22 protein-coding genes and 1 riboswitch are annotated in these 21,800 nt (G+C 40.3%); of the genes, 7 read left to right on the top strand and 15 right to left on the bottom strand.

Annotated features, from left to right (window positions below; translation table 11 throughout):
* Positions 1–39: 39 nt before the first annotated feature.
* The 3 genes from WCV88_02585 to WCV88_02595 all read left to right on the top strand — a co-directional run bounded on the left by WCV88_02585 (position 40) and on the right by WCV88_02595 (position 3,196).
* On the top strand, positions 40–2,334 hold the full coding sequence (locus WCV88_02585) for an adenosylcobalamin-dependent ribonucleoside-diphosphate reductase (GenBank protein MFA6475068.1): 2,295 nt from the start codon (positions 40–42) through the stop codon (positions 2,332–2,334).
* Positions 2,335–2,442: 108 nt separating this feature from the next.
* Positions 2,443–3,033 (top strand): DUF6580 family putative transport protein, encoded by a 591-nt coding sequence (locus WCV88_02590; GenBank protein MFA6475069.1) that lies wholly within the window; start codon positions 2,443–2,445, stop codon positions 3,031–3,033.
* Positions 3,034–3,046: 13 nt separating this feature from the next.
* Entirely contained in the window at positions 3,047–3,196 is a 150-nt protein-coding gene (locus tag WCV88_02595; protein MFA6475070.1) for a hypothetical protein, read from the top strand.
* On the opposite strand, the gene WCV88_02600 is transcribed toward WCV88_02595, so the two are convergent.
* The 7 genes from WCV88_02600 to mutM all read right to left on the bottom strand — a co-directional run bounded on the left by WCV88_02600 (position 3,178) and on the right by mutM (position 10,381).
* On the bottom strand, positions 3,178–4,494 hold the full coding sequence (locus WCV88_02600) for a glutamine synthetase family protein (GenBank protein MFA6475071.1): 1,317 nt from the start codon (positions 4,492–4,494) through the stop codon (positions 3,178–3,180). The genes WCV88_02595 and WCV88_02600 overlap by 19 nt on opposite strands.
* 137 nt (positions 4,495–4,631) lie before the next feature.
* Positions 4,632–5,654, bottom strand: coding sequence for a hypothetical protein (locus WCV88_02605; GenBank protein MFA6475072.1), 1,023 nt, complete (start codon positions 5,652–5,654; stop codon positions 4,632–4,634).
* A 3-nt stretch (positions 5,655–5,657) separates the two neighbouring features.
* Complete coding sequence (locus WCV88_02610; GenBank protein MFA6475073.1) at positions 5,658–6,335, bottom strand: ANTAR domain-containing protein; 678 nt, start codon at positions 6,333–6,335, stop codon at positions 5,658–5,660.
* Between the two features lie 17 nt (positions 6,336–6,352).
* On the bottom strand, positions 6,353–6,958 hold the full coding sequence (locus WCV88_02615; protein MFA6475074.1) for an ATP-binding cassette domain-containing protein: 606 nt from the start codon (positions 6,956–6,958) through the stop codon (positions 6,353–6,355).
* On the bottom strand, positions 6,928–8,253 hold the full coding sequence (locus tag WCV88_02620; protein MFA6475075.1) for an ABC transporter permease subunit: 1,326 nt from the start codon (positions 8,251–8,253) through the stop codon (positions 6,928–6,930). The genes WCV88_02615 and WCV88_02620 overlap by 31 nt, the downstream gene beginning before the upstream one ends.
* Entirely contained in the window at positions 8,229–9,266 is a 1,038-nt protein-coding gene (locus WCV88_02625; GenBank protein MFA6475076.1) for a thiamine ABC transporter substrate-binding protein, read from the bottom strand. Before WCV88_02625 ends, WCV88_02620 begins: the two co-directional genes overlap by 25 nt.
* A 37-nt stretch (positions 9,267–9,303) precedes the next feature.
* Positions 9,304–9,396, bottom strand: a riboswitch (TPP riboswitch).
* A gap of 154 nt (positions 9,397–9,550) precedes the next feature.
* A complete protein-coding gene (mutM, locus tag WCV88_02630) occupies positions 9,551–10,381 on the bottom strand; it encodes a bifunctional DNA-formamidopyrimidine glycosylase/DNA-(apurinic or apyrimidinic site) lyase (protein ID MFA6475077.1) in 831 nt (276 codons plus the stop codon).
* Between the two features lie 48 nt (positions 10,382–10,429).
* Here mutM and WCV88_02635 point away from each other — a divergent pair, with 48 nt between their 5' ends.
* The 3 genes from WCV88_02635 to WCV88_02645 are packed head-to-tail and all read left to right on the top strand — an operon-like array spanning position 10,430 to position 14,044.
* Positions 10,430–10,771 carry a hypothetical protein gene (locus WCV88_02635; protein ID MFA6475078.1) on the top strand — a complete coding sequence of 114 codons (342 nt, stop codon included), beginning with the start codon at positions 10,430–10,432 and terminating at the stop codon, positions 10,769–10,771.
* Positions 10,734–13,538 (top strand): ATP-dependent DNA helicase, encoded by a 2,805-nt coding sequence (locus WCV88_02640; protein MFA6475079.1) that lies wholly within the window; start codon positions 10,734–10,736, stop codon positions 13,536–13,538. Before WCV88_02635 ends, WCV88_02640 begins: the two co-directional genes overlap by 38 nt.
* A 53-nt stretch (positions 13,539–13,591) precedes the next feature.
* Complete coding sequence (locus WCV88_02645; protein ID MFA6475080.1) at positions 13,592–14,044, top strand: hypothetical protein; 453 nt, start codon at positions 13,592–13,594, stop codon at positions 14,042–14,044.
* Here the strand turns inward: WCV88_02645 and folP are convergent.
* The 7 genes from folP to WCV88_02680 are packed head-to-tail and all read right to left on the bottom strand — an operon-like array spanning position 14,021 to position 19,554.
* Positions 14,021–14,806, bottom strand: coding sequence for a dihydropteroate synthase (gene folP / locus WCV88_02650; GenBank protein MFA6475081.1), 786 nt, complete (start codon positions 14,804–14,806; stop codon positions 14,021–14,023). The genes WCV88_02645 and folP overlap by 24 nt on opposite strands.
* Positions 14,793–15,518 carry an aminotransferase class IV gene (locus tag WCV88_02655; protein ID MFA6475082.1) on the bottom strand — a complete coding sequence of 242 codons (726 nt, stop codon included), beginning with the start codon at positions 15,516–15,518 and terminating at the stop codon, positions 14,793–14,795. Before WCV88_02655 ends, folP begins: the two co-directional genes overlap by 14 nt.
* Positions 15,515–16,531: an anthranilate synthase component I family protein gene (locus WCV88_02660; GenBank protein MFA6475083.1), complete on the bottom strand. Its 1,017-nt coding sequence runs from the start codon at positions 16,529–16,531 to the stop codon at positions 15,515–15,517. The genes WCV88_02655 and WCV88_02660 overlap by 4 nt, the downstream gene beginning before the upstream one ends.
* Positions 16,500–17,057 carry a GTP cyclohydrolase I FolE gene (folE, locus tag WCV88_02665; GenBank protein ID MFA6475084.1) on the bottom strand — a complete coding sequence of 186 codons (558 nt, stop codon included), beginning with the start codon at positions 17,055–17,057 and terminating at the stop codon, positions 16,500–16,502. Before folE ends, WCV88_02660 begins: the two co-directional genes overlap by 32 nt.
* A complete protein-coding gene (gene folK, locus WCV88_02670) occupies positions 17,044–17,526 on the bottom strand; it encodes a 2-amino-4-hydroxy-6-hydroxymethyldihydropteridine diphosphokinase (GenBank protein ID MFA6475085.1) in 483 nt (160 codons plus the stop codon). The genes folE and folK overlap by 14 nt, the downstream gene beginning before the upstream one ends.
* Positions 17,526–17,864, bottom strand: coding sequence for a 6-carboxytetrahydropterin synthase QueD (gene queD, locus WCV88_02675; protein MFA6475086.1), 339 nt, complete (start codon positions 17,862–17,864; stop codon positions 17,526–17,528). The genes folK and queD overlap by 1 nt, the downstream gene beginning before the upstream one ends.
* Entirely contained in the window at positions 17,860–19,554 is a 1,695-nt protein-coding gene (locus WCV88_02680; GenBank protein MFA6475087.1) for a hypothetical protein, read from the bottom strand. Before WCV88_02680 ends, queD begins: the two co-directional genes overlap by 5 nt.
* Before the next feature lie 34 nt (positions 19,555–19,588).
* Here WCV88_02680 and prfB point away from each other — a divergent pair, with 34 nt between their 5' ends.
* Positions 19,589–20,683 (top strand): peptide chain release factor 2, encoded by a 1,095-nt coding sequence (gene prfB / locus WCV88_02685; GenBank protein ID MFA6475088.1) that lies wholly within the window; start codon positions 19,589–19,591, stop codon positions 20,681–20,683.
* 198 nt (positions 20,684–20,881) lie between these two features.
* Here prfB and WCV88_02690 read toward each other — a convergent pair whose 3' ends face one another.
* Complete coding sequence (locus WCV88_02690) at positions 20,882–21,784, bottom strand: VanW family protein (protein MFA6475089.1); 903 nt, start codon at positions 21,782–21,784, stop codon at positions 20,882–20,884.
* Positions 21,785–21,800: the final 16 nt, after the last annotated feature.

The following is a 21,800-nucleotide window of genomic DNA, read 5'->3' on the forward strand; positions in this document are numbered from 1 at the left end:
GTTTCTAACCACTATATATAGATAAATCAACATAATCTTATGTACAATCTGCAGGGCTTAGCCAAAGACGTCTTTTTCGATCGCTATACTTTAAAGGACGACCAAGGCAAGCGCATCGAAGACACTCCCGAACAAATGTGGCAGCGGGTAGCTAAAGCCATTGCGACTGTTGAAAAAACTGATAGCAAAAAACAAGAGTGGGAAGAAAAATTCTATAGTATATTAAATGGTTTCGATTTTGTTCCAGGTGGCCGAATATTATCCGGCGCGGGCTCTGGCGTACCTTTAACGTTATATAACTGCTTTGTTATCCCATCACCCGATGATAGTCGAGGTGGCATTTTGGATAGTGTTAAACTGATGGTGGAAATTATGAGCCGAGGCGGTGGTGTGGGAGTGAATCTTTCCAGTGTGCGTCCGCGCGGGGCTTATGTGAAAGGGGTCAATGGCACCGCTTCCGGGGCGGTCTCGTTTGGGGCATTGTATTCCTTTGCCACCGGCTTGATTATTCAAGGTGGGTCAAGACGAGGCGCATTAATGCTCATGTTGGATATTGATCATCCTGATGTAATGGAATTCATCACGGTTAAACGTACCATGGGTCAAATTACTAACGCCAATTTGTCGGTGTGTGTGTCGGATAGTTTCATGCAAGCAGTCAAAGCCAATGCCGATTGGAATCTACAATGGCGCGGTAAAGTTTACAAAACAGTCAAAGCTAGAGATTTATGGAATCTTGTCTGTGAATCCGCTTGGGCATCTGGTGAGCCAGGTTTAATGTTCAAAGAACGTTACAATAAAGAATCCAATGCTTGGTACTTTGAAGAAATTATCGCCACTAATCCATGTGGTGAGCAAGGTTTACCGGCTTGGGGTGTATGTAATTTAGGATCAATCAACGTAGCTAACTGTGTGCGCGCCGATAATACTTTTGATTATGATCGTTTGGGAAAGGTAGCCCGGATTGCTATTCGGTTCTTAGATAATGTAGTCGATACCACTGAGTATTTCTTCCCAGAAAATGAAGCGGCCCAACGGCGCATTAGACGCACTGGTTTAGGCACTATGGGGTTAGCCGATGCTTTGATAAAAATGAACGTGCGTTATGGTAGCCCAGAATCACTAGAGATTGTTGAAAAGATGCATCAGACCATTCGCGATGAAGCCTATGCCGCTAGCAGTGAATTAGCGGTAGAAAAAGGTCCGTTTCCGGCTTTTGACAAGGATAAATTCATGCAAGGAGTTTTCATTAAACGTTTACCTCAGGCTTTGCAAGATACCATCGCGCGGCAAGGTTTACGCAATGGTGTGTTATTAACTCAAGCTCCCACTGGCACCACCAGTATTCTGGCTGGCGTTAGTTCTGGTATTGAACCAGTCTATGATTTTGCTTTCCAACGCAAAGATCGTTTAGGTGTACATACGGTGTATCACCCCTTATATAAAGCCTGGAAGGATGCACACCCTGATGTTAATGACATGCCTGATTATTTTGTTAGTGCCAAAGTGTTAACACCAGAAGAACACGTGCGCATGCAAGCTTCGATTCAGCGCTATGTTGATTCTAGTATCAGTAAAACGGTTAATGCTCCACATACACACACGCAAGAACAAGTACAAGAGCTTTATATCAAGGCGTATGATTTAGGTTGTAAAGGAGTAACATATTTCCGAGATGGTTCACGCAGTGAAGCCGTGTTGACCAGTTTAACCGACACTAAAAAAGACTCAGCCGCTAAACCTGACAAAACCGAGACCAAAGATGCGATTATTTCACCTCGTTTGCGTCCAGAAAAAGTGGCTGGCATCACGTATAAGATTAAAACTGGTTACGGTACCATGTTTGTAACAGTTAATCATGATGAAGACGGTAAACCATTTGAAGTGTTCGCCACGATTGGTAAAGCCGGTGGAGTGTTTGCGGAAGAATCTGAGGCGATCTGTCGGTTGGTGTCGCTCGCCTTACGCGCTCGTATCCCATTGCCAACTGTGGTTGAGCAAATTAAAGGGATTCGTGGACCAATGCCGATCTTTGGTAAGAACGGTATGATTTTATCTATTCCCGATGCTATCGCGCAGGTGCTCAGCCAACACATGCAAGACCTTGAATTAAAACCAGCCCCGGCGCAACAACAAGCTGAAGTTGAACAAATGGTGGAAGACACTATGACAACCACGGTGAAAAAAGCCGAAGGCAAATATAAACTAATTTCCGCCAGTTCGTCGGTAGCCAACACCGGTTTCTCCCCAGAGTGTCCGGAATGTAGTAGTATCATGGCCATGGCCGAAGGCTGCCTAACTTGCTTTAACTGTGGGTATTCTAAGTGTAGTTAACCAACAACACACCTCCCCAACCCTCCTATCGTAGGAGGGGGTAAGAAAAATTATCTTGCTCCCTTCCTAGAATAGGAAGGGCGGGGGGATGGTGCAGTACGATTCAAAATGAAACATTTTACAAAAAAGAATTTAATAATCGCAATAAGTTTAATTGTCTTGGGTGGATTAGGTAGATTGTTATTACTTGAGTATCCAAATGTTGAAACTTTAACTAGTGTATCGATTATAGCGGGGGCGTTACTGGGGCCGTATCTGGGATTACTAGTTAGTTTGTGTAGTGTCGTTGGTACGGATATGGTAATAGGTAATACCAATATTATGCTCTACACCTGGAGTGCCTGGGCGATAATTGGTTTAGCTAGTTCTTTGTTAAAAAGACGACAGCGTAAAACTATTCAAGTTTGGCAGGATAGTTTAAAGTTCACCGGGTTTGGTATGATAACAACACTATTCTTTTATTTGTGGACGAATTTTGGTGTCTGGCAGCTTAGTGGTATGTACGCCCACACGTCGGCCGGTTTAATGCTATCATATATTAATGGGTTGCCGTTTTTACGCAATCAACTATTAGGGAATTTATTTCTAGTACCAGTGTTATCGGTTATTTCCTTAACCGTCGTTAAATATCTAGTTTACTCTCATGCCTACAATCACCAAAGAATCTCTCATCGGCGAAGTATTGTTAGAGCATCCTGAAGCCCAGGAGATTATGCTCAAGTATTTTGGCGAGCAGGTGGCCTGTGTGTTTTGTCCTGGGCAAGCTTTTGATACTTTTGCCATGATCGCTGAGCTGCATGGCGTGGAGGATAGTGTGGTTGAAGAAATGCTGGCGGAGATAAATCAAAGCATTGGCAAATAAGTTTCGATTTCGTAGTGGTGCACTTGACGGCGGTAATTATTCCATTCCATTTCTTTATTCATGATTAGTTTAGCGTGCACATCCTCACCTAAAGTGTCTTTCAGTAAAACACTGTTTTTGGCTAAATTAATCGCTTCTTTTAAGCTACCGGGCAGAGCGGTGATATTGGCTTTAGCCATCGCTTCATCAGACATTTCGAAAATATCATTTTCCGTGGCTGGGCTTAATTGATAATTTTCCATAATACCTTTTAGACCGGCGCGTAACATTACGGCAAAAGTTAAGTAAGGGTTAGCGGCTGGGTCTGGGCAACGTAATTCAATGCGGGTAGCATTAGCTTCACCACGGGTTAGAGGGATACGCACCAACGTAGAGCGGTTACGGCGACCCCAGGCTAGGTAAGCGGGTGCTTCGTAACCTGGCACGAGTCTTTTATATGAGTTTACATACTGATTAGTTACTAAGACTATTTCCGGCATGTGTTTTAAAATTCCAGCCACATAGGATTTAGCTAAACTGGATAAACCATATTCATCGCGACTATCATGAAACATATTTTCCCCATTTTTCCATAAACTTTGGTGCACATGCATGCCGCTGCCATTTTGGCCAAAAATCGGTTTGGGCATGAATGTAGCATAGGCGCCATGTTCACGAGCAATTTCTTTCACCACATATTTATATGTCATGACAATATCTCCCATCGATAGAGAATCACTGTATTTCATGTTGATCTCCTGTTGTGATGGAGCCACTTCATGATGGCCACGTTCAACGCTATAACCGAGTCGTTCTAGAGCCTCCACCGTGCGTTCACGCAAAATGGTACCTTGTTCCAGAGTAATCTGATCAAAATAACCGGCTTTGTCTAAACCAACTGTGGCGGTATTATCTTTAAAATAAAAGTATTCTAGTTCAGGTCCAACAAAATAATCATAACCCTGTTGTTTAGCAAAAGCGACGTTGCGGGCTAAAACATTACGTGGGTCTGAGCCATACGGTAAACCATGAGCATCATATACCGAGCACATGAAGCGAGCGATTTTATGGACATCCGCCTCAATTGGTAAAATGGCGAACGAATCTAAAATTGGTTTGAGCACTAAATCGCTTTCTTCGATGCGGGAGAAACCATCAATCGATGAACCATCAAAAAAGGTGCCCTCTTCTAAATAGCGCTCGAGTCTTTCTACCGGAAAAGTAATTCCCTTTAGTTGGCCGAGTACATCGGTAAACCAAAATCCTACCATGGTCACGTGTTCGGCTTTCACTTTGGCTAATATTTCCGCTGTCGTCATAAGATATTAAATTATTACTAATAAAGAAAAAATCTTCGCCCCCTTATATACATTGTATACAAGTGAGGTGAAGACAGCATTGTCTTAATTGGTGTACGACATTGTACTAGCAAAGTATAGCGTCTTGGAAAAAACTGTCAACTGCGGAGTTTTTGTTCTATCGCAGCTGGTGCCAAGGCTTTGAGCAAAAGAGTCCGATCATGTATATAAGACAGACCAATGCCGGCAAATATTCGGTATGGTTCAAAATTAATACGATCTGCCGGTGTAGTTTCTAAATAATGTTTTGTAGTTATCAAGGCCTCGTAGGCGGCTTGCTGCACGGCTGGGTCGTCTATCAAAGATTGCGGGCAATTACAAAACAAAAGTGTATAAGCTAAATCCAATTGGCGAAAAATATCATAGCGGGTAAAGCGTCTTTGTAAGACTTCATGATTTTGGCGATCATTTAACTTTTTTCTCAGTCTATCACGATCAATAATCTCAACTTCTATAAATGTACCATGACTAGCCTGACCAGGAATAAAATTAAATTGGGGTCGCACTGGAGCGATACCATGTTCCAGCATTTGTACTACAACACTATCAGGATTGATCTCGCGCGCTAACTTTAATGCCCGATCAATGGTGGCTGCTGGTGATTGATCGGTGGCTCTGGCACTAGTTTCTCTTACCGTGTCACGCAAATCACTCCCAAAATGTTTTACTACGGCTCGATCAGCTTTTTGAGTGGCTCGTTTTTTTTGCTCAATTGTTTGAGTTTGATCCAATAATGTTTCATAGGCTTTATCAATTATGGCATCATACTCAGCTTGTTGTGTAGGATCACCGCTCACTCGTTTCATCACAGTAACGGGGTAGCCAGCACCATCAGCGGCACTATCCAAACGGGGATCGGCGGCACCAGTAACACCGATAGTGTGTTCCGGAAAAAGTTCGTAGATTAAAGACATTTCATAATATTTGGTTTTATGATGAAAGGGTGATATGGGAATTTTTTTACCGGTGGTTCGTTCAATTTGTCCATGCCAATGAGTTTGATACCATTCTTTTAAAACCTGGGGATCGTCTGGTGTTCCAAAAAAATAGACACGTCCTTCCTCACCAGTTTTATCGGGTAAATGTTTTTTAAGTTCAAGTAATCCTTCACGATTAAGCATAGTTTACAGCGATAAAGCAATAATAATCGCTTCGGCGATTTCTTTCATAGTCTTTTTTGTATCCATCGATTTTTTTTGAATCAAACCATAAGCTTGCTCTTCGGTGAGTTGTTGTTTCTTCATTAAAATACCCTTAGCTTTTTCCACCACTTTACGCGTTTCTAGCGCCGCTTTGAGAGTTTGCGTTTCAGAAATCAGTTTAGCGTTATAAATGGCTCCACCAACTTGAGTGGCAATTAACCGTAATAATCTTAACTCGGTTTCTGGATGTTGTTTTTTGCGGCGGTGTTGCACATTAATTACTCCCACAATTTCATCCTGATAAATAATTGGTACTGATACAAAGGCTTCCCAGCGATCCTCATCTAAATAGGGTACTACTTTAAAACGTTTATCGGCATAAGATTGCTCCGTAAGAGCTACTAACTGGCGATGTTCAGCTACCCAACCGGTGATACCTTCACCAAATTTCATGGCCACTTGGTTAATCATTTTTGGGTGTGGTATCTTGGACGCTTTCAAAATTAAGTGATCATCCTGCACTAGATAGATCAAACAAGAGTCGGCTTTCATGGTATCTGAGACTAATTCAACCACTTCCTTCAATACTTCATCCAAATCAAGCTTATAGCTAATTGTATCCATGATGCGCTCTAATAAGGCTAATTGTCGTTTTAACATGGCAGTATCGTATAGTATTAGAAGTGAGCGTGCAATAGGCTAGTATTATCAGTCATTTTACCCTGATCGAGTATAATTAAGTGCTGGCTCATGAACTGTGCCTCTTTAATATCGTGAGTAACGTATATGACAGTAATGTTTTTTTGCGTTATTAGTTGTTTAAACCAGCGCGCCAGCTCTACCCGAGTAATAGCATCAAGCGCGGCGAAAGGTTCGTCACACAATAATACCGTTGGTTCATAAACTAAACTTCTGGCTAACATTACACGCCTAATTTCACCACCACTAATTTCATGGGGGTAACGGGTAGTTAATTGTGCGACACCACAATCATTCATAATCTCAGTACTTGATTTTTTTAGGTGTCGAACATGTAAGGGATAATTTATATTTTCTTCGACAGTAAGATGTGGAAAGAGGGTATTGTGTTGTTCAATATATCCAAGTCGTTTTGGATGGAAACCTGTTATATTACCAGTATAATCTTGTAAGCCGGCGATACAGCGTAATAATGTAGTTTTACCCGAACCGGATTTTCCCAGCACAGTTAAAATATCACCAGTGGGTACAGTAATGTGAATATCTCTAAGGATTAACGCCTGAGTAATCTGGAGGTTGAGCATATGGTTATAAAAATTATCCCTAATATACACACAAGCGCTAAACTACCAACTTGAAAATGATAACTAGATAACAAGCCAAAGGCTACTTGCATGCTAGTTGGAGCATTGTTGGGGGCAAGTAAACTAGCCAAGGCAATATCGCCAAACACAAAGGCGATGCCTAAACTTATCACCTGGCTAATAGTCGGTTTTAACCAGTTAATTTCTAACAGATATTGTTGTAAGTAATTAGCACCTAATATTTTGGCTGTGTTATGAAAATATTCCGGTAGTTGCCGATAACTTTGGGCGATGAAATAATTTGTGATCGGTACTAATCCGATTACCAGAGCTAACCAGAGGCTTAATTTACTTTGGCCTAATATCAGTAACCAGATAAAACCCAGTGTTACTGGTGATAAGGTTAATAATAAAACACTGATTTTAAAGGAAGATTTTAATAATAGACTGATAAATAAAGTTGTTATAATAACAGAACTGGCTAACATTGTTGTCCAAAGAATACTTAGAAAAAAATGGCTGTGAGTTAATAAGGTCAGTGTTTTAAGATTGGTTTGACTAATTGTTTTAAAAACAAAGAATGCAAGAGGAGTTAGTACTATTATTGCTAAACAGGCATGAATAAAATGAATGAAGAATGAAGAATGATGAATGATGGTGGGGGGCGTAAAAGATAGTTGGGGTTTAAGATTGGGACGAATTATTAATAAAATAACCAGACTGAAAATCACAGTCTGCAAGCCGGTGATCCAACCAACTAGGTTATAATCATGATAGAGGATAATGCGTTGATACAGCCACACTTCGAGAGTTTGGGCATGGATACCACCTAGTTGTAAGGGTAGTGCAAAACTAGTGATACAGTACAAAAAGATGATACCGGCTACACCTAGGATAGTTGGTTTGAGTTGTGGCCACCACAGGGTAAGAAACAGTTGTTTATTGTTCGCTCCTAACACCCGAGCCGACTCTTCGGTATGAAATGAGATAGCCTGCAAAGCAGAATGAATCGCAAGATAAGCCAGAGGGATATTGTAGTAGAGGTGGGCCAGTACCACCATGGTTGGTGTATAGAGCAGTGACGAGCCCGAAAAGAGCTGAATAAAACTGGTACTCACTAGGATAGGGGGAAGAAAAACAGGTAGATAGAAAATAGGAAATAGGAAAGTTGGGGGATGGGCACGAGTAGCACGCTCAAACAGGGCTAGACTACCACCTAGAAAAATTGCCAATAGGGTAGTTAAACTAGCTTGCCAGAGAGTAAACCAAATTACAGACCAAAGCTGGTATGCCATTGTTCTAGGTAAGGTGTGTAATTATTTTGTATAGTAATTTCATCAAGTGGTAAGCTGGTTTTTAAATTCGGTGTGATAATTTGTGAATAGGCATCAGGCAGTGTTACCTCATTTTTCAAAACAGGGAACATCCATTGGGTAGTAGGGATAGCTTGTTGGACAGGTTGACTCAACATGTAATCAATAAACTGTTGTCCTAGAGTTGTGGCTGCACTACCATGCACCAAGCCGACACCTTCAACTTGTGGTAAATAACCATCTGTTATGGGAATTGTTTTGTAACGGTCGGTTTGTTCTTGATCAATGTGGTACGCCGGACTGGTAACATAACTTAATACAATCGGAGCTTGATCATTTAAAAACATTGAGTAGTAAGCCGTGTTCCAATCTGGCGCTACTGTTAGAACTTGATTGGATAGTTTATCAAAAAATTCTTTGGCTTGGTCATCGCCTAAAGCCTGATGTGCCCAAAACAATAATTGTGTACCGGGGGAGGACAAACCGGGTTGTTCGATAATAATTTTTTTATTGTAAGCTGAATTATTTACTAATTCCATCAAGCTAATCGGTTCAGAAAAGGTTAGTGCCTGACTATCATAGACGAAACTAACATAACCATAATCAAACGGGGTCATAGTAAAATCATTATCAAACCGGAGTCGTTTTGGAATAGCACTAGCTCTGGTTGGTTTATATGGATCTAGTAGATTATTAGTTTTTAAATCAGGTAGGTTAATGTTATCTAACCCTAACACTACGTCGGCCTTAGGATTATTTTTCTCCGCGATTAATTGATTTAACATCGCCCCAGTATCAGTAAAACTAACAATATTTAAAGTGATTTGATGATCCTGTTCAAATTGATCTTTAATGGCTGGGAGTAATCCATAGTCGGCCGATAAGCTGTCGTATGTGTAAACTGTTAATGTAGTCGGTTCGGTGGCCACTGGTGTTGATTTTACACAACCAGTACCAAAAAGAAATACGGTGAGTAGTATATATATTTTTTTCACAAAATATGTTTATTAAAAATAAAATTCCCAATTTATAGGGAATACAGCCTGTATTCCCTACGCTGGCATAACCCAGATCAGGTAATGTAAGGATACTTCTCAGTCCATAAGGACGCTCCTATACAGTGCTATCATATTACCAGTTGAGTTATTTTTGGCAACTCGAGAGACCTCCCCTCCCCAACCCTCCTCTCCTTCCTCAGGAGAGGAGGGAGTAAGAAAGAAAAGATTTATAAAAAGCTCCCCTCTCCTTCTGAAGGAGAGGGGCAGGGGGAGAGGTCTGTTTATTTTTGGCAACCCGAACAATAACACGTGCCTCGGCCAGCACATCTGGTTTTTTTGATAATCGAACCGCATCTCAAACATGGTTCGCCCACCCGTTGATAAACTTTACGGTGATTCCAGTAAGAACCTTGTTTACCAGTGACCGAATAAAAATGGCTAAAAGATGTACCGCCAAGTTTGATCGCTTCTTGCAAAATGGTTCGAGCCGCTACGTGAATGGCTTTACGCTCAGACAGTGTCAAGGTTTTTACGCGCCGCATTGGTTTTACTTTAGCTTGCCAGCAAATATCATCACTATAAATATTACCAATGCCGCCAATTAATTGTTGGTTTAATAAAACTGCCTTAAGTGATGTGTTACCGTGACTTTTTAATTGTTGATTAAAGTACGCAAAAGTAAAAGTCGGTTGAATGGGTTCTATTCCTGGACGTTTTTTTATAAAATACTCGGCTAAACCAGTTGGGCTATAAAGCTCTACATAACCAAACTTACGCATATCTTGAAAAAATAATTGGGTTTTATCGCTGAACATGAATTGTACTCGGGTATGGTTGTTCGGTAACGGCAGGGGTTCTTTTTTTTGATAAAGTAACTGCCCGGTCATTTTGAGATGAATGACAAAACTATAACCTGAAGACAGCTTTAAAACCAACCATTTGGCTTTTCTGTCTACAGCAGAGACGGTTCTTTTCAGAACATATTTACGTAATTCTACTGGTGTGCCCTTAAACTTTTTGGCTTCATGAACAATAACCTTGGTGATAGTTTTACCAACAATATGTGTTCGTAAGCCTCGCGCTAATGTTTCAACTTCAGGTAATTCCGGCATATTGGTATTATACAACATTTTACACTTGTGCTACTATAATCTCTGACTATGCCACAACCCAAGACAGATAAAATCACCCGCAAAGAGGGTGCACAAAAACCCAGCCGGTCAATTAGTACGGTGCAGTTTATTAATGTTAAAAAGGTCGAAGAAAAAACCGACTTAATGCGTTTATTAACAAATATTGTTCAGCGCTACACTAAAGATAAAACAGTATTAGTACAAGCTAAAACTACCGTCAACACTATTGAGTATAAAGTGTTAAACAGAAAAGTGGCTCTGGCTTTAGCCACCAAAGCGCAAGCGGCTTTTAAACAACATCATCCCACTGTTACAATCCATTCGCCCAACGATGATGCCTACTGCCAAATTGTCGTCCAATTTAATTGACGTTCAGTATCAGTTATTAAACCCGGAACAGGTTCGGGCGGTTGATCATGTCGATGGCCCGATGTTGGTTTTGGCTGGAGCCGGTACGGGTAAAACTCAGATTATCGCTCTCAGGATAGCCCGTTTGTTGCAAACCCAGGATCTTAAACCCAGTAATATACTGTGCTTAACCTTCACTGAAAGTGGAGTCCAGGCTATGCGGCAACGTTTAGTTAGCCTACTGGGTTCAATTGGCTATCAAGTGCGAGTGCATACCTTTCATAGTTTTTGTAACGAAGTGATTATTGATCATCCGGAGTTATTTGTCGCCCAAGCGGCTTTACAACAAATCACCGATTTGGATCATATTACTTTAATTCAGGAGATCATCGAAACGCTTCCAGCTGATAGTTTATTAAAACCATTCGGCGCACCGGATTTTTATATTTCTGAAATTGTCCACGCCATTCAAACCCTAAAACGTGAACATGTCTCACCGGATGATTTAGCCAAATTTGAACTAACCGAAAAGCAGCAAGCTTTAGTAGAAGTGTATCGCGCCTATCAGGTAAAATTGCAAGATCAACAACTCTATGATTATGAAGATATGTTGTTGCACGTTATCGCTGTTTTTAAAAAAGACCCAGATTTGTTAGCTGAGTATAGAGAACAGTATTTGCATTTATTAGTGGATGAATATCAAGATACCAATAATGCGCAAAATGAAATTATTAACTTATTGGCAGGGAATGATCCGGCGCCTAATGTATTTGTGGTGGGGGATGATAAACAATCGATTTACCGATTTCAAGGCGCGGCCTTAGAAAATATTTTATCGTTCCAACACCGCTATGGCAAAGCCGCTAAATTAATCAGTTTACAGCAAAATTATCGCAGCCAACAATGGATACTGGATGCCGCCAGTGCCGTGATTGATCACAATGAACAAAGTTTAGCCAAATATATTCCAGAATTAAAATCTCACTTAAAGTCGGCGCGTGATTTACCAACTGTTCCACTAGAAATAGCTACGTTAAGCTCGCCCAGTACAGAACTATTTTGGGTTGGGAAACGCATTCAGGCGCTATTAGCTAACGGTGTGGCTCCGGAAGAAATCGCTGTGTTGTATCGAACTAATAGTGACGGTGAAGCCATCTTAGAAACGCTCAGACAATTAAATATACCAGTGCATAGTGTGTCGGGACGAAATATTTTATCCGATCCATTAATTCAACAATTATTGCGGTTATTTCAATATATTTCTTACGGTGATAGCGACGCGAATTTATTTAGCTTAGTGCATGCTCGTTGGCTGGGATTACACAATGATAAACTTCTCCAATTAACCGATCCGGTAATTACAGAATTTAAGCAGCGTGTGGTTCATTGGCGCAGTGCAATGCATAATGATTTGTGTACGGAGTGGTTTACTCAGATAGTGAACGAATCTAGTTGGTTACGCTATGTGCTGCAACACGATCATGCGATTGAGCATCTAAACCGATTAAGTAGTTTGTATCATGCCGTCGTCAATTTAACACGCCGTGAACCAACTATTACTATTAAGAATGTGTTAGATTATTTTCAGTTATTACAACACCATGATCTAACTTTAGAAGAAGAACCGTTATCCACTCAGGCCAATGCTGTACAACTTATGACCGCGCATCGAGCCAAAGGGTTAGAGTTTAAACATGTGTTTATGATTCATTGTCGCGATAAACACTGGGGTAACGTACCGGATCGCAGCAAATTAAAACTACCCGAAGGCATTATTCAATTAAGCGCTGAGTTGGCCAAGCATGAACGCAATGAAGATGAGCGGCGCTTATTTTATGTGGCCATGACGCGCGCTAAAGAACATTTATATTTAAGTGTGGCTAAACAATCCGCTACCGGCCGTGCCCTGATGCCAAGCCAGTTTTTAAATGAATTACCGAGTGATATTGTAAAACCGGCTGATGGTGTAGCCGAGGTTGAAGCTGAACCGATCGAGCGTTTGCAACTGACTCTTAGCCAGCCTAAAGTTGTTATAGAAACCAATCAAGTTTATCTTAAGAGTTTGCTAGAGAATTATCGAATGAGTGCCACGCACTTGAATGATTATTTGGAGTGTCCGATCAAGTTTTTGTATCAAGATTTATTACGTGTACCGCAAACCATGTCACGCGCCGTTGGGTTTGGAGTAGCCATGCATAACACTTTAAAGGAGCTGCCGAGCCAAGCGGATGTGTTTTTAATATTTAAAAGAGAACTTGAAAAACAATTAATGAGTAAAAAAGATTTTAAAGATAGTTTAGATTTTGGTGAAAAGTTGCTAGACAAATATTACCCGGTGCATTATGAGTTTTTGCAAAAAAACAAGTTTATGGAGAAAGACTTTAAACCGTATAATTGTCTGGTCGGGGAAGTGCCCATTGTCGGAAAAATTGATGCGATTCAAGTGGTTGATGAAGCCAGTAAACAAATACATGTGATCGATTATAAAACCGGCAATCCGGATAATAAAAGTGCCAATTTGGCCGTGGGTGGATCTTATTACCGTCAATTAGTGTTTTATAAATTACTCTGTGACGCCGCTGGTGATTTTGGTTATACCCCTGTGTCAGGCGAAATTCACTTTATTCAGCCGAGTAAAAAGAAACAACAATTTGTGCATCGGCGGTATGAGTTTAGTGACGACGATGTGAAACAGGTGACCACTGAATTAGTGGAGACTTATCAACACATTCAAAATCTAGAATTCTCAACTGGTTGTAATGACTGCGAATGGTGCAAGTTATTATAGTGTGCTAATATAAATTTATTAATTAAGTTAATTTTTAATTGGGGAGGACAATTATGAAAAAAATTACAAAAATGCTATTCGTTGTTAGTTCGTTGTTCGCTGTTACTAGTTGGTTTATGCCAATGTCAGCCTATGCTTTTGTACCGTCTAATTTGGAGGGTCGATACAATGGTGATTGGGAATTGCTTGATGGCGGGTTGTGCTATACAGCCGGTGCCACGGGCAATATTGTCATTAGAATTGTGGACATGGACGCTAATGGAACAATTAATGATGCGCGAGTAAAATTTTCCGATGAAGCGCAAACTCCAGCGGAACTTGGTACGGGTCGTATTTTTATGCGTAACGGAGTACGGCGCATTCGTTTAAATTATGATATTGCCGGTTATGACCGATATATTAAAGGTAGATTAACCAGAACCAGAAAGATTAAAGGTAATTATTATCATGCCGCCTCAGATGATAGTTGCATTTGGTCAGGATCAGTTAGCGCCAGTCATATCTAAAAATTGTTTATGAGCAGCCACATCGTGCACCCGTAACCAGGCGGCACCATGTTGGACGGCTATAAAATGGGCTGCCAGCGTACCTGGTAGCCTGTTTTGTATATCAGCGCCGGTTAATTTACCGATAAATGATTTGCGTGATGCCCCCACCATGACGGGTTTTTTTCCGAACACAGCAATGTTTTTAATCAATGCCAAATTATGTGAGACAGTTTTTCCAAACCCAATGCCAGGGTCTAAAATAATCTTATCTGGTTTAATACCAGATGCAAGACACAGTTTGATTTGTTGTTTAAAAAAATTATTTACCTCAAAAACGACATTTTTATAACGTGGGTGTTTTTGCATGGTTTGTGGTTCACCTAGCATGTGCATTATTATCACGGTACAGTGGTGTTGAGCGGCTAACTGGCGCATGGCCGGATCACGCAGGCCGGTAATATCATTTATCCAGGTAGCACCAGCTTGAATGGCCTGTTTGGCTACCTCTACTTTGTAAGTATCAATCGAAATGGGTGTGTTGGTTTTTTTATGTAAAGCCTTAATTGCTGGAATAACCCGGTGTAGTTCTTCTTGCAGTGAGACAGGTTTAGCACCCGGCCGGCTAGATTCACCGCCAATATCAATCACCGCAGCGCCTTCACGCACGAGTTGCAGAGCATGCTGGACAGCTGCGCGAGTGGTTTTTAATTGACCACCATCCGAGAATGAATCCGGTGTGACGTTAACGATACCCATTAAATTAACTCTACTTTTTTTCATACTCAAACAACTTTATTAATTCTTTAGTAATCTGACCTGGTTTACCAACCGGTACAATCCCCGTAGATGTTTGGGTGATGAAACATTCCGCACTATGTTGGATATCCTGCCAGGTGATTTTCTTAAACACAACGCGATAACGGTTTTTGCACAAATTCAAAACAACTTGTCTAGTGACACCATACAGAATATCTCGATTGGGAGTAATGATAGTATTATTTTTTATGATAAATATATTTGCACAGGCACATTCATTACCCAGATAGGCATCAAAACAGCCTTGTTTTAGAGCTAATTCATGTGCTTGATATTCAAATATTCTGGCTAAAGATTTTATTTTTGGCACAGCTGGTTGATAGGGATAGTTTAATAATTTCACCCCAGTTTTATATATTTTAGAATCTATTTTTAATTCCTCAGACAACACATAAATTCTATTTGGTGCCCCAATTACTTTTATTCTTAATTCTTTATTCTTTATTCTTTCATCAGTATGTTTTGAAATATATTGAGTAATCGTTTTCTGAGAAGCCATTTTTAACCCAATCACCTTAGCTGATTCTTGTAATCTTTTTAAATGAGCCGATAACTGAAACGGTTTACCACCATAGGTTCTAATCGTTTCAAACACACCATAAGCACACATAAACTCAGGTTCTTTCCCAGATAAAGAGATTTTTTTTACAAACTGACCGTTTATGGAAATTTTCATGGTAATAATAATCTGGCTTTAGTTAGGGTTTCTTGATACTCTTTGGCTGGAGTAGATGCCAACGTAATACCACCCCCAACGTAATAATGCAATTGATTGTCTCGCAGAGTAGCCGTGCGAATCGCGATATTAAATTCAGCTTGATTACGCCCGGCGATATAACCCATCGCGCCACAATACACATCGCGGGGTTGAGTTTCTAAATCTTGTAATATTTCTACCGCCCGTTGTTTAGGCGCCCCCGTCACTGAACCAAATGGTAACATCACTTTTAATACATCGAGTATATTGTAGTGTTTGTCTTTCATACCTTGAATCACCGCTTGAGCTTGATAAACCGTTTTGTATTTAATAATTTCCCGTCGTTTTTTTACCACCACACTTCCCGGCAGACACACTCGATTCAAATCATTGCGGTGCACATCAATAATCATATCCAACTCGGCTTTTTCTTTGGCACTGGAAAGTAGCTGTGATCTTGGTGAAGACACCGACGCAGTTCCTTTCATTGGTTTTGTCTCCAATAAATTATTATTTAGTCTTATCCCTAATTCCGGAGAGTTACAAACTATTTGGTGATCGGGAGTAGTAATGATAGCCGCATAAGGGGTTGGTTGATTGTGTAATAAACGGTAAGCAATTTGCTCAAGACTAGCCCGTGTTTTACCAGATAATCTATAGCAGTAATTAGCTTGATAAATATCCCCAATACTTAAATGGTGAATAATTTTATTAATGGCTTTTTTATATTGAGAATAATTTGGGTAAGATAGTTTTATCTTAAATGGTGTTGGATTCAACAGGGTCTGTAAAGATACTGGTTTGAAACGATCAAATATTCCAAAATACACTTGATCCTGTTCATAGTTGATAAAGCCAATAACTAGTTGATGTCTAGCCGCACCAGAACAATACCATTTTTTTAATTGTAGCCACGAGGTGATTAGACCATGATAACCATCACCTTGATATGCACGTGTCTTATCGATCAAGACAAAGCGATAAGAATTCATGTCTCGTATTTTGGTTGATTTTAAATAAGCCGCGAAATGATGATGTCGTAACAATGGTGTTTTGTTTTTCCACGCCACGCGCTTGCATGCATAAATGAGTGGCTTCTAGCACCACACCAATCCCTTTGGCTTGTAAGGCGTGATCTAAAAACTCAGTTATTTGTGAGGTTAAACGTTCTTGATTTTGTAATCGGCGCGCAAATACTTCCACTATTCTGGGCAATTTTGATAAACCAATAATCTTAGATTGTGGGATATAACCAATGTGTGCCTTGCCGTAAAACGGTAATAAATGATGTTCACAAGTTGAATAGAAATCAATCGCTTTGCACGTCACCATTTCATCGTAGTGTTCACTATCAAAAAAAGTTAACAACGAGGCCGGATCAATATCGTATCCAGCAAATAATTTGTGATAACTTTTAGCTACTCGGGCTGGAGTGTCTTTTAACCCTTCCCGCGCTGGTGCTGGATCTATCTCTTTTAGAAGTTGGGCAATCAGAGTTTCAATTTTAGTTTGGTTCATATAGTTTTACTTGGAGTGTATCCGGACAGTTATCTAATAATTGTTTAATAGTTTTACCAGACCGGGGTTCTATTATTAATTGTGCGACATCTGATAGTGGTTGAAGAAAAAAATTTCTATCAGCCAAAGCCCGATGAGGGATAATTAACTCATCCGACGCTAGTACTGTATCGTTATATAGTAAGATGTCAATATCAATTTCACGATCAGTGTAGCCGGGGTATGGTTTGCGGCCTAAAGCCTGTTCGATTTGTTTACAGCTCGCTAACAAAATATCTGGTTCCAGTGAAGTATCTAACACCACCACTTGGTTTAAGTGCCAACCGTGGGCACTAGCCCCAAGTGGCTCGGTTTCATAAATGGGTGATAATTCTATAACTCGGCCACACTGTTCTAAGGCGGTGATAGCGCGATCCAAATAATCAAGGCGCGGTTCGATGTTACTGCCGATGCCCAGGTAAGCCCGCATTAGCCGGTGTAGGTTACTGATGATGTGTCTGTTTCCCAAAGCTGAATGGTTGTTACTGGTATATATTTCTTTAATTCAGTAAATATCCATTCAGCCACTAGCTCACAAGTTGGATTAGAAAATCTGTCATTTAAATTTGTATGATCCAAAATATCTAGTATGTGTTTTTTTACCAGATTTTTTAATTCCGTAAAATCTATCACTAGATCATCATTGTTTAATGGCCCAGTGACAGTAACAGCCAGACGATAATTGTGACCATGTAAATTTTCACATTTACCATGATATTTTGTCAAGAAATGTGCAGCCGAAAAAGTAAACTCTTTAGTAACACTAATTGTTGTCATAAAAACTCAGGCTGTCGGCCATAGATTGTAAATCGGTTTTATCGGTTTCTTTCAAACCAGCATCGCGTTGCACAGTAAATAAATAAACCGTGTTGTTATGTAAAAGAGCCGCTTCAGCGTTGATAGAATTAGTAATCATACCATCGGGGCGATTTACACTTAACCATTGGTTGAGTGTTATACCGGGTGCGCTGTACGGTTTAAGCGTGATACTGTAGCCAGTCCAGGCGGTACTGGAGAGAAAGGTAGTTTCGGTAGAATAAAATACTATAGTGCCGTCCGGTAAAATTTTACCAGTGAGATTACTTGGGTGTAAAACCGTAAATAGATCGGTGCTAAAAAATTTCCGCGTGGGTTGAATAGCACCCAGTTTGGCCAGTTGTATATAATTATTACCTTGATCGGTGAGATTAGTCTTAATGGCATTATCAACGCGCCAAATTACATTACCGGTATCATCTTTTATTACCAGTGTTACCGTTGGCACATCAGGAAATGTAGCAAAGATGGTTTTTAGGGTATCCAAGAATGTGGTTTCAACCGGTGGTTTATAAACGAATTCAACATACAAACCTTGATCAGTGGTCGTGAAACGATATGTCTTAAGATCGATCTTTAACTTAGCCACGATGTTTCTTATTGTATTATTGTAGTTATCCCATTCATCAGCGGTGGTAGTAAATGTACCGGTTGTGGTTGGAGTGCTTGGAATATCTGGTTCAATTGTAACTGGTAGTGAGCTATAACTGGGTTGATAGGCAAAGGCCGTTAACTTACCAGCGGTTTTGGCTGGGACTTCCTGAGTAATTTGATTGAAGCGATTATAAGCTAACCAAGTATTGCGCCAGGGGTGAAAAAATAACCATTGACTACCATCCGTTGACCAAACCACTACTGGTACACCAACCCGATCTAATATTTTATGTTCTTCGGCTTTTGTCCCATCGCGTTGTAACACCAAAACATAGGGTGAAAACGGTTCAGGATTTTGCGTTGCACTAGTTACTACTAATCCAAACTCATTAGCTGTAATCCAACTTAATGAATGAAACTCATAAAACGGTAAACTAATCGAGTTATATAACTCCGCGCCAGCTAAATCAACCGAAATAATTTTTTGACTATTTTCCACAAAAGCCATTTCACTACCGTCAGGTGCAAACACTAGTTGATCATACAGTGCTCCAGTTGTGCCGGTATAAATAATTTTATCTTCGGCTGTAGCAATAGTATATAAATGTAATTGTTCGTTACTAAACCAAGCTACATACAATTCTGCTGAATCAACCGCTATAGCTTGAGGTTGAATGGACAGTTGACCAATTGTTCTTGTACCGGATGATTCGTGTAGAGACATTACACCATTGGTCACACCATACCAATGATTAGTCGCGAGCAGATAATTGCTCAGTAATTCTTGGCTTTGATCAGATAAAGCCAGACTGGCCGTACTGGCAGTATCGGTCGCGTAAACCGTTTTACCGGTCTCACTGGTACTAAGAAAAACCACTAGGCCGGCACTAATATCCAAAAAAGTTTTTTGGTCGATCGGCTCTACTGCTGCGTTTACCGCGGGGGGTGGTGTGGTAGTGGAATGTGGCCATAACCACCAAATAATCCCGGCAATTACAAGCAAACCAGAGGCAAGCACGATAAATATTAACACCCGTTGGCGATCCATGGCAGCAATTATATCATTATGCTAATGTACTGTCATGCAAAATATGTTAGAGCGCATTAGTACGATTGGTGAGCAATTAAACATTGCCGGCATGCGGGCTAAAGTAGCCACCCTTGAAGCGGAAATGGCGCAGCCCGAGTTTTGGCAAAATCAATCTCATGCCCAAACGGTTAGCCGAACCGTGAATGATTTGCGTAAAGAAATTCAAACCTGGGATGACTTGAAAGTGAGTTTGAAAAATCTCCAAGAGATGGCTGATTTAAATCAAACCGAGCCGGATCCTGAAATTACCGCCGAACTAGAACTCCAACGCACCGCACTCACCAAACAGTTTACCGAATTAGAGTTTCATTTACTCTTCGGTAAAAAATATGATGATGCTTCGGCCGTGGTGGCCATTCACGCTGGCGCTGGTGGAGTAGATGCACAAGATTGGGCCGAAATGTTGATGCGTATGATGTTGCGTTATTGTGAACAAAAAGGTTTTGCCGTGTCTGTGCTTGAAGTGGCACGTGGTAATGAAGCTGGCATAAAATCGGCGACACTGGAAGTAACCGGGCGCTATGCTTATGGTTATTTAAAAAGTGAACACGGTGTGCATCGCCTCGTGCGGCAATCACCGTTTAACGCTGATGCTTTGCGCCAAACCTCTTTTGCTTTGATTGAAGTGTTACCTGAACTGGGGGAATCATCGCCCGTGGAGATTAAAGATGAAGATTTGCGCATCGATGTGTATCGAGCTGGTGGCAAAGGCGGCCAAGGTGTTAATACCACCGATTCTGCCGTACGCATTACCCATTTAGCCACCAACATCGTGGTCACTTGCCAAAATGAACGCTCGCAACATCAGAACAAAGCCACCGCCATGAAAATCCTGCGCGCGAAATTACACCAGTTACAACTCCAAGCTGAACAAGCCGAAAAATTAAAACTCAGAGGCGAATACACGTCCGCCGAATGGGGGAATCAAATTCGCTCGTATGTGTTACATCCTTATAAGATGGTAAAAGATCATCGTACCGATTATGAAGAATCCGACCCCGACGCAGTGTTAAATGGAAAACTGGAAGGGTTTGTTGAGGCGTATTTACGTAAGACGGTAGATGCGCGGGTGACGAATGAGGTTTAGAGACTTGGTCGAATTGATCGCTGAGGCACTGAAAAAAACTGAAGACCCGCCTACGCTCAGAGCTTCGGCGGGCAGGCACTGAAAAAGATTGTAATATGAATCTAGAAGAGATGTGTCACCGGCACGTCTCTTCTAGGCTAAACCACACGTTTACTGACTATGATTACAAATGTAATTCTTGAAAATTAATTCCTTGTTTTAAATTGTTATTTCCCGGTTTGTAAAATTCAAAACTTTAAAATTATTTTTTTGCAGATATTCTTCTGTCACGTCATAAAGTACGGGTACGAAATTTGTGGTAATATTATTTATTTTTATCACCTTATCATTGATTTTTGTTTCTATGCAAATTTCATTATATCTAAAATATTTTTTACCTCTTTTGATAAAACAATGATTTTTTTCTAAGACATGAAATTTTTCTTGTATCTGGTGAGGGGATACTATTTGTCCTTTCAAATGATTATCGGTAAGCCATATTCTTAATTGTAATGGAGATGTAGATATGTTTTTTACTTTCAGATCTATGAAGTTGTATAAAATAGTTGCTCCACTGCCAAACGGCAAAGTTCTGCCTGAATCAGGAAAAACATCCATAGAATGATGATACCTTTCTACTGTTTCAATTGGTGCATGTAAGAAAATCCAGTAAAGAAAATTTGATAGTTGGCAGAGTCCGCCACCAATTCCCTCAATAACTTTACCGTTTGATAAAAGCATCCCATCAACATATCCATTTTCATATTTTAGTTCACCTATAATCTTCCAAATCGAAAAAATATGATTAGGTTCTATTATTATTCCGTTTAATTGCTGAATCGCTTGTTTTAGATTTACAATTTTTTGTTCTTGCAGTTTTGGATTACTATCTCCGAGTCTTCGTCTTAAAACTGATTGATGTCTTGCTACCACACAATCAAAAAAAACATCGTTTTTTTTGTACTTGATCCTAAAATCGAAGAAATTTTGAACATCTCTCAACTTATGGCGCAAGAAAATAATTGGTTTTATTAGAAAAGGATATTTTTTTGAAAGGGGAATCCTTTTGGGGTTTTCGTAATTATAGATATATTCCTCGATCTCTTTCTCTATATTTATCATAGCTATTCAATACTCA

This window comes from Patescibacteria group bacterium, assembly GCA_041665365.1.
Taxonomy (GTDB): Bacteria; Patescibacteriota; Patescibacteriia; order UBA9570; family UBA9570; genus UBA9570.

Excerpts from the sequence above, each read along its gene's own strand:
- WCV88_02585 (MFA6475068.1), top strand. The coding sequence starts at position 40 with ATGTACAATCTGCAGGGCTTAGCCAAAGACGTCTTTTTCGATCGCTAT.
- WCV88_02590 (MFA6475069.1), top strand. The coding sequence starts at position 2,443 with ATGAAACATTTTACAAAAAAGAATTTAATAATCGCAATAAGTTTAATT.
- WCV88_02595 (MFA6475070.1), top strand. The coding sequence starts at position 3,047 with ATGCTCAAGTATTTTGGCGAGCAGGTGGCCTGTGTGTTTTGTCCTGGG.
- WCV88_02600 (MFA6475071.1), bottom strand. The coding sequence starts at position 4,494 with ATGACGACAGCGGAAATATTAGCCAAAGTGAAAGCCGAACACGTGACC.
- WCV88_02605 (MFA6475072.1), bottom strand. The coding sequence starts at position 5,654 with ATGCTTAATCGTGAAGGATTACTTGAACTTAAAAAACATTTACCCGAT.
- WCV88_02610 (MFA6475073.1), bottom strand. The coding sequence starts at position 6,335 with ATGTTAAAACGACAATTAGCCTTATTAGAGCGCATCATGGATACAATT.
- WCV88_02615 (MFA6475074.1), bottom strand. The coding sequence starts at position 6,958 with ATGCTCAACCTCCAGATTACTCAGGCGTTAATCCTTAGAGATATTCAC.
- WCV88_02620 (MFA6475075.1), bottom strand. The coding sequence starts at position 8,253 with ATGGCATACCAGCTTTGGTCTGTAATTTGGTTTACTCTCTGGCAAGCT.
- mutM (MFA6475077.1), bottom strand. The coding sequence starts at position 10,381 with ATGCCGGAATTACCTGAAGTTGAAACATTAGCGCGAGGCTTACGAACA.
- WCV88_02635 (MFA6475078.1), top strand. The coding sequence starts at position 10,430 with ATGCCACAACCCAAGACAGATAAAATCACCCGCAAAGAGGGTGCACAA.
- WCV88_02640 (MFA6475079.1), top strand. The coding sequence starts at position 10,734 with ATGATGCCTACTGCCAAATTGTCGTCCAATTTAATTGACGTTCAGTAT.
- WCV88_02645 (MFA6475080.1), top strand. The coding sequence starts at position 13,592 with ATGAAAAAAATTACAAAAATGCTATTCGTTGTTAGTTCGTTGTTCGCT.
- folP (MFA6475081.1), bottom strand. The coding sequence starts at position 14,806 with ATGAAAAAAAGTAGAGTTAATTTAATGGGTATCGTTAACGTCACACCG.
- WCV88_02655 (MFA6475082.1), bottom strand. The coding sequence starts at position 15,518 with ATGAAAATTTCCATAAACGGTCAGTTTGTAAAAAAAATCTCTTTATCT.
- WCV88_02660 (MFA6475083.1), bottom strand. The coding sequence starts at position 16,531 with ATGAATTCTTATCGCTTTGTCTTGATCGATAAGACACGTGCATATCAA.
- folE (MFA6475084.1), bottom strand. The coding sequence starts at position 17,057 with ATGAACCAAACTAAAATTGAAACTCTGATTGCCCAACTTCTAAAAGAG.
- folK (MFA6475085.1), bottom strand. The coding sequence starts at position 17,526 with ATGCGGGCTTACCTGGGCATCGGCAGTAACATCGAACCGCGCCTTGAT.
- WCV88_02680 (MFA6475087.1), bottom strand. The coding sequence starts at position 19,554 with ATGGATCGCCAACGGGTGTTAATATTTATCGTGCTTGCCTCTGGTTTG.
- prfB (MFA6475088.1), top strand. The coding sequence starts at position 19,589 with ATGCAAAATATGTTAGAGCGCATTAGTACGATTGGTGAGCAATTAAAC.
- WCV88_02690 (MFA6475089.1), bottom strand. The coding sequence starts at position 21,784 with ATGATAAATATAGAGAAAGAGATCGAGGAATATATCTATAATTACGAA.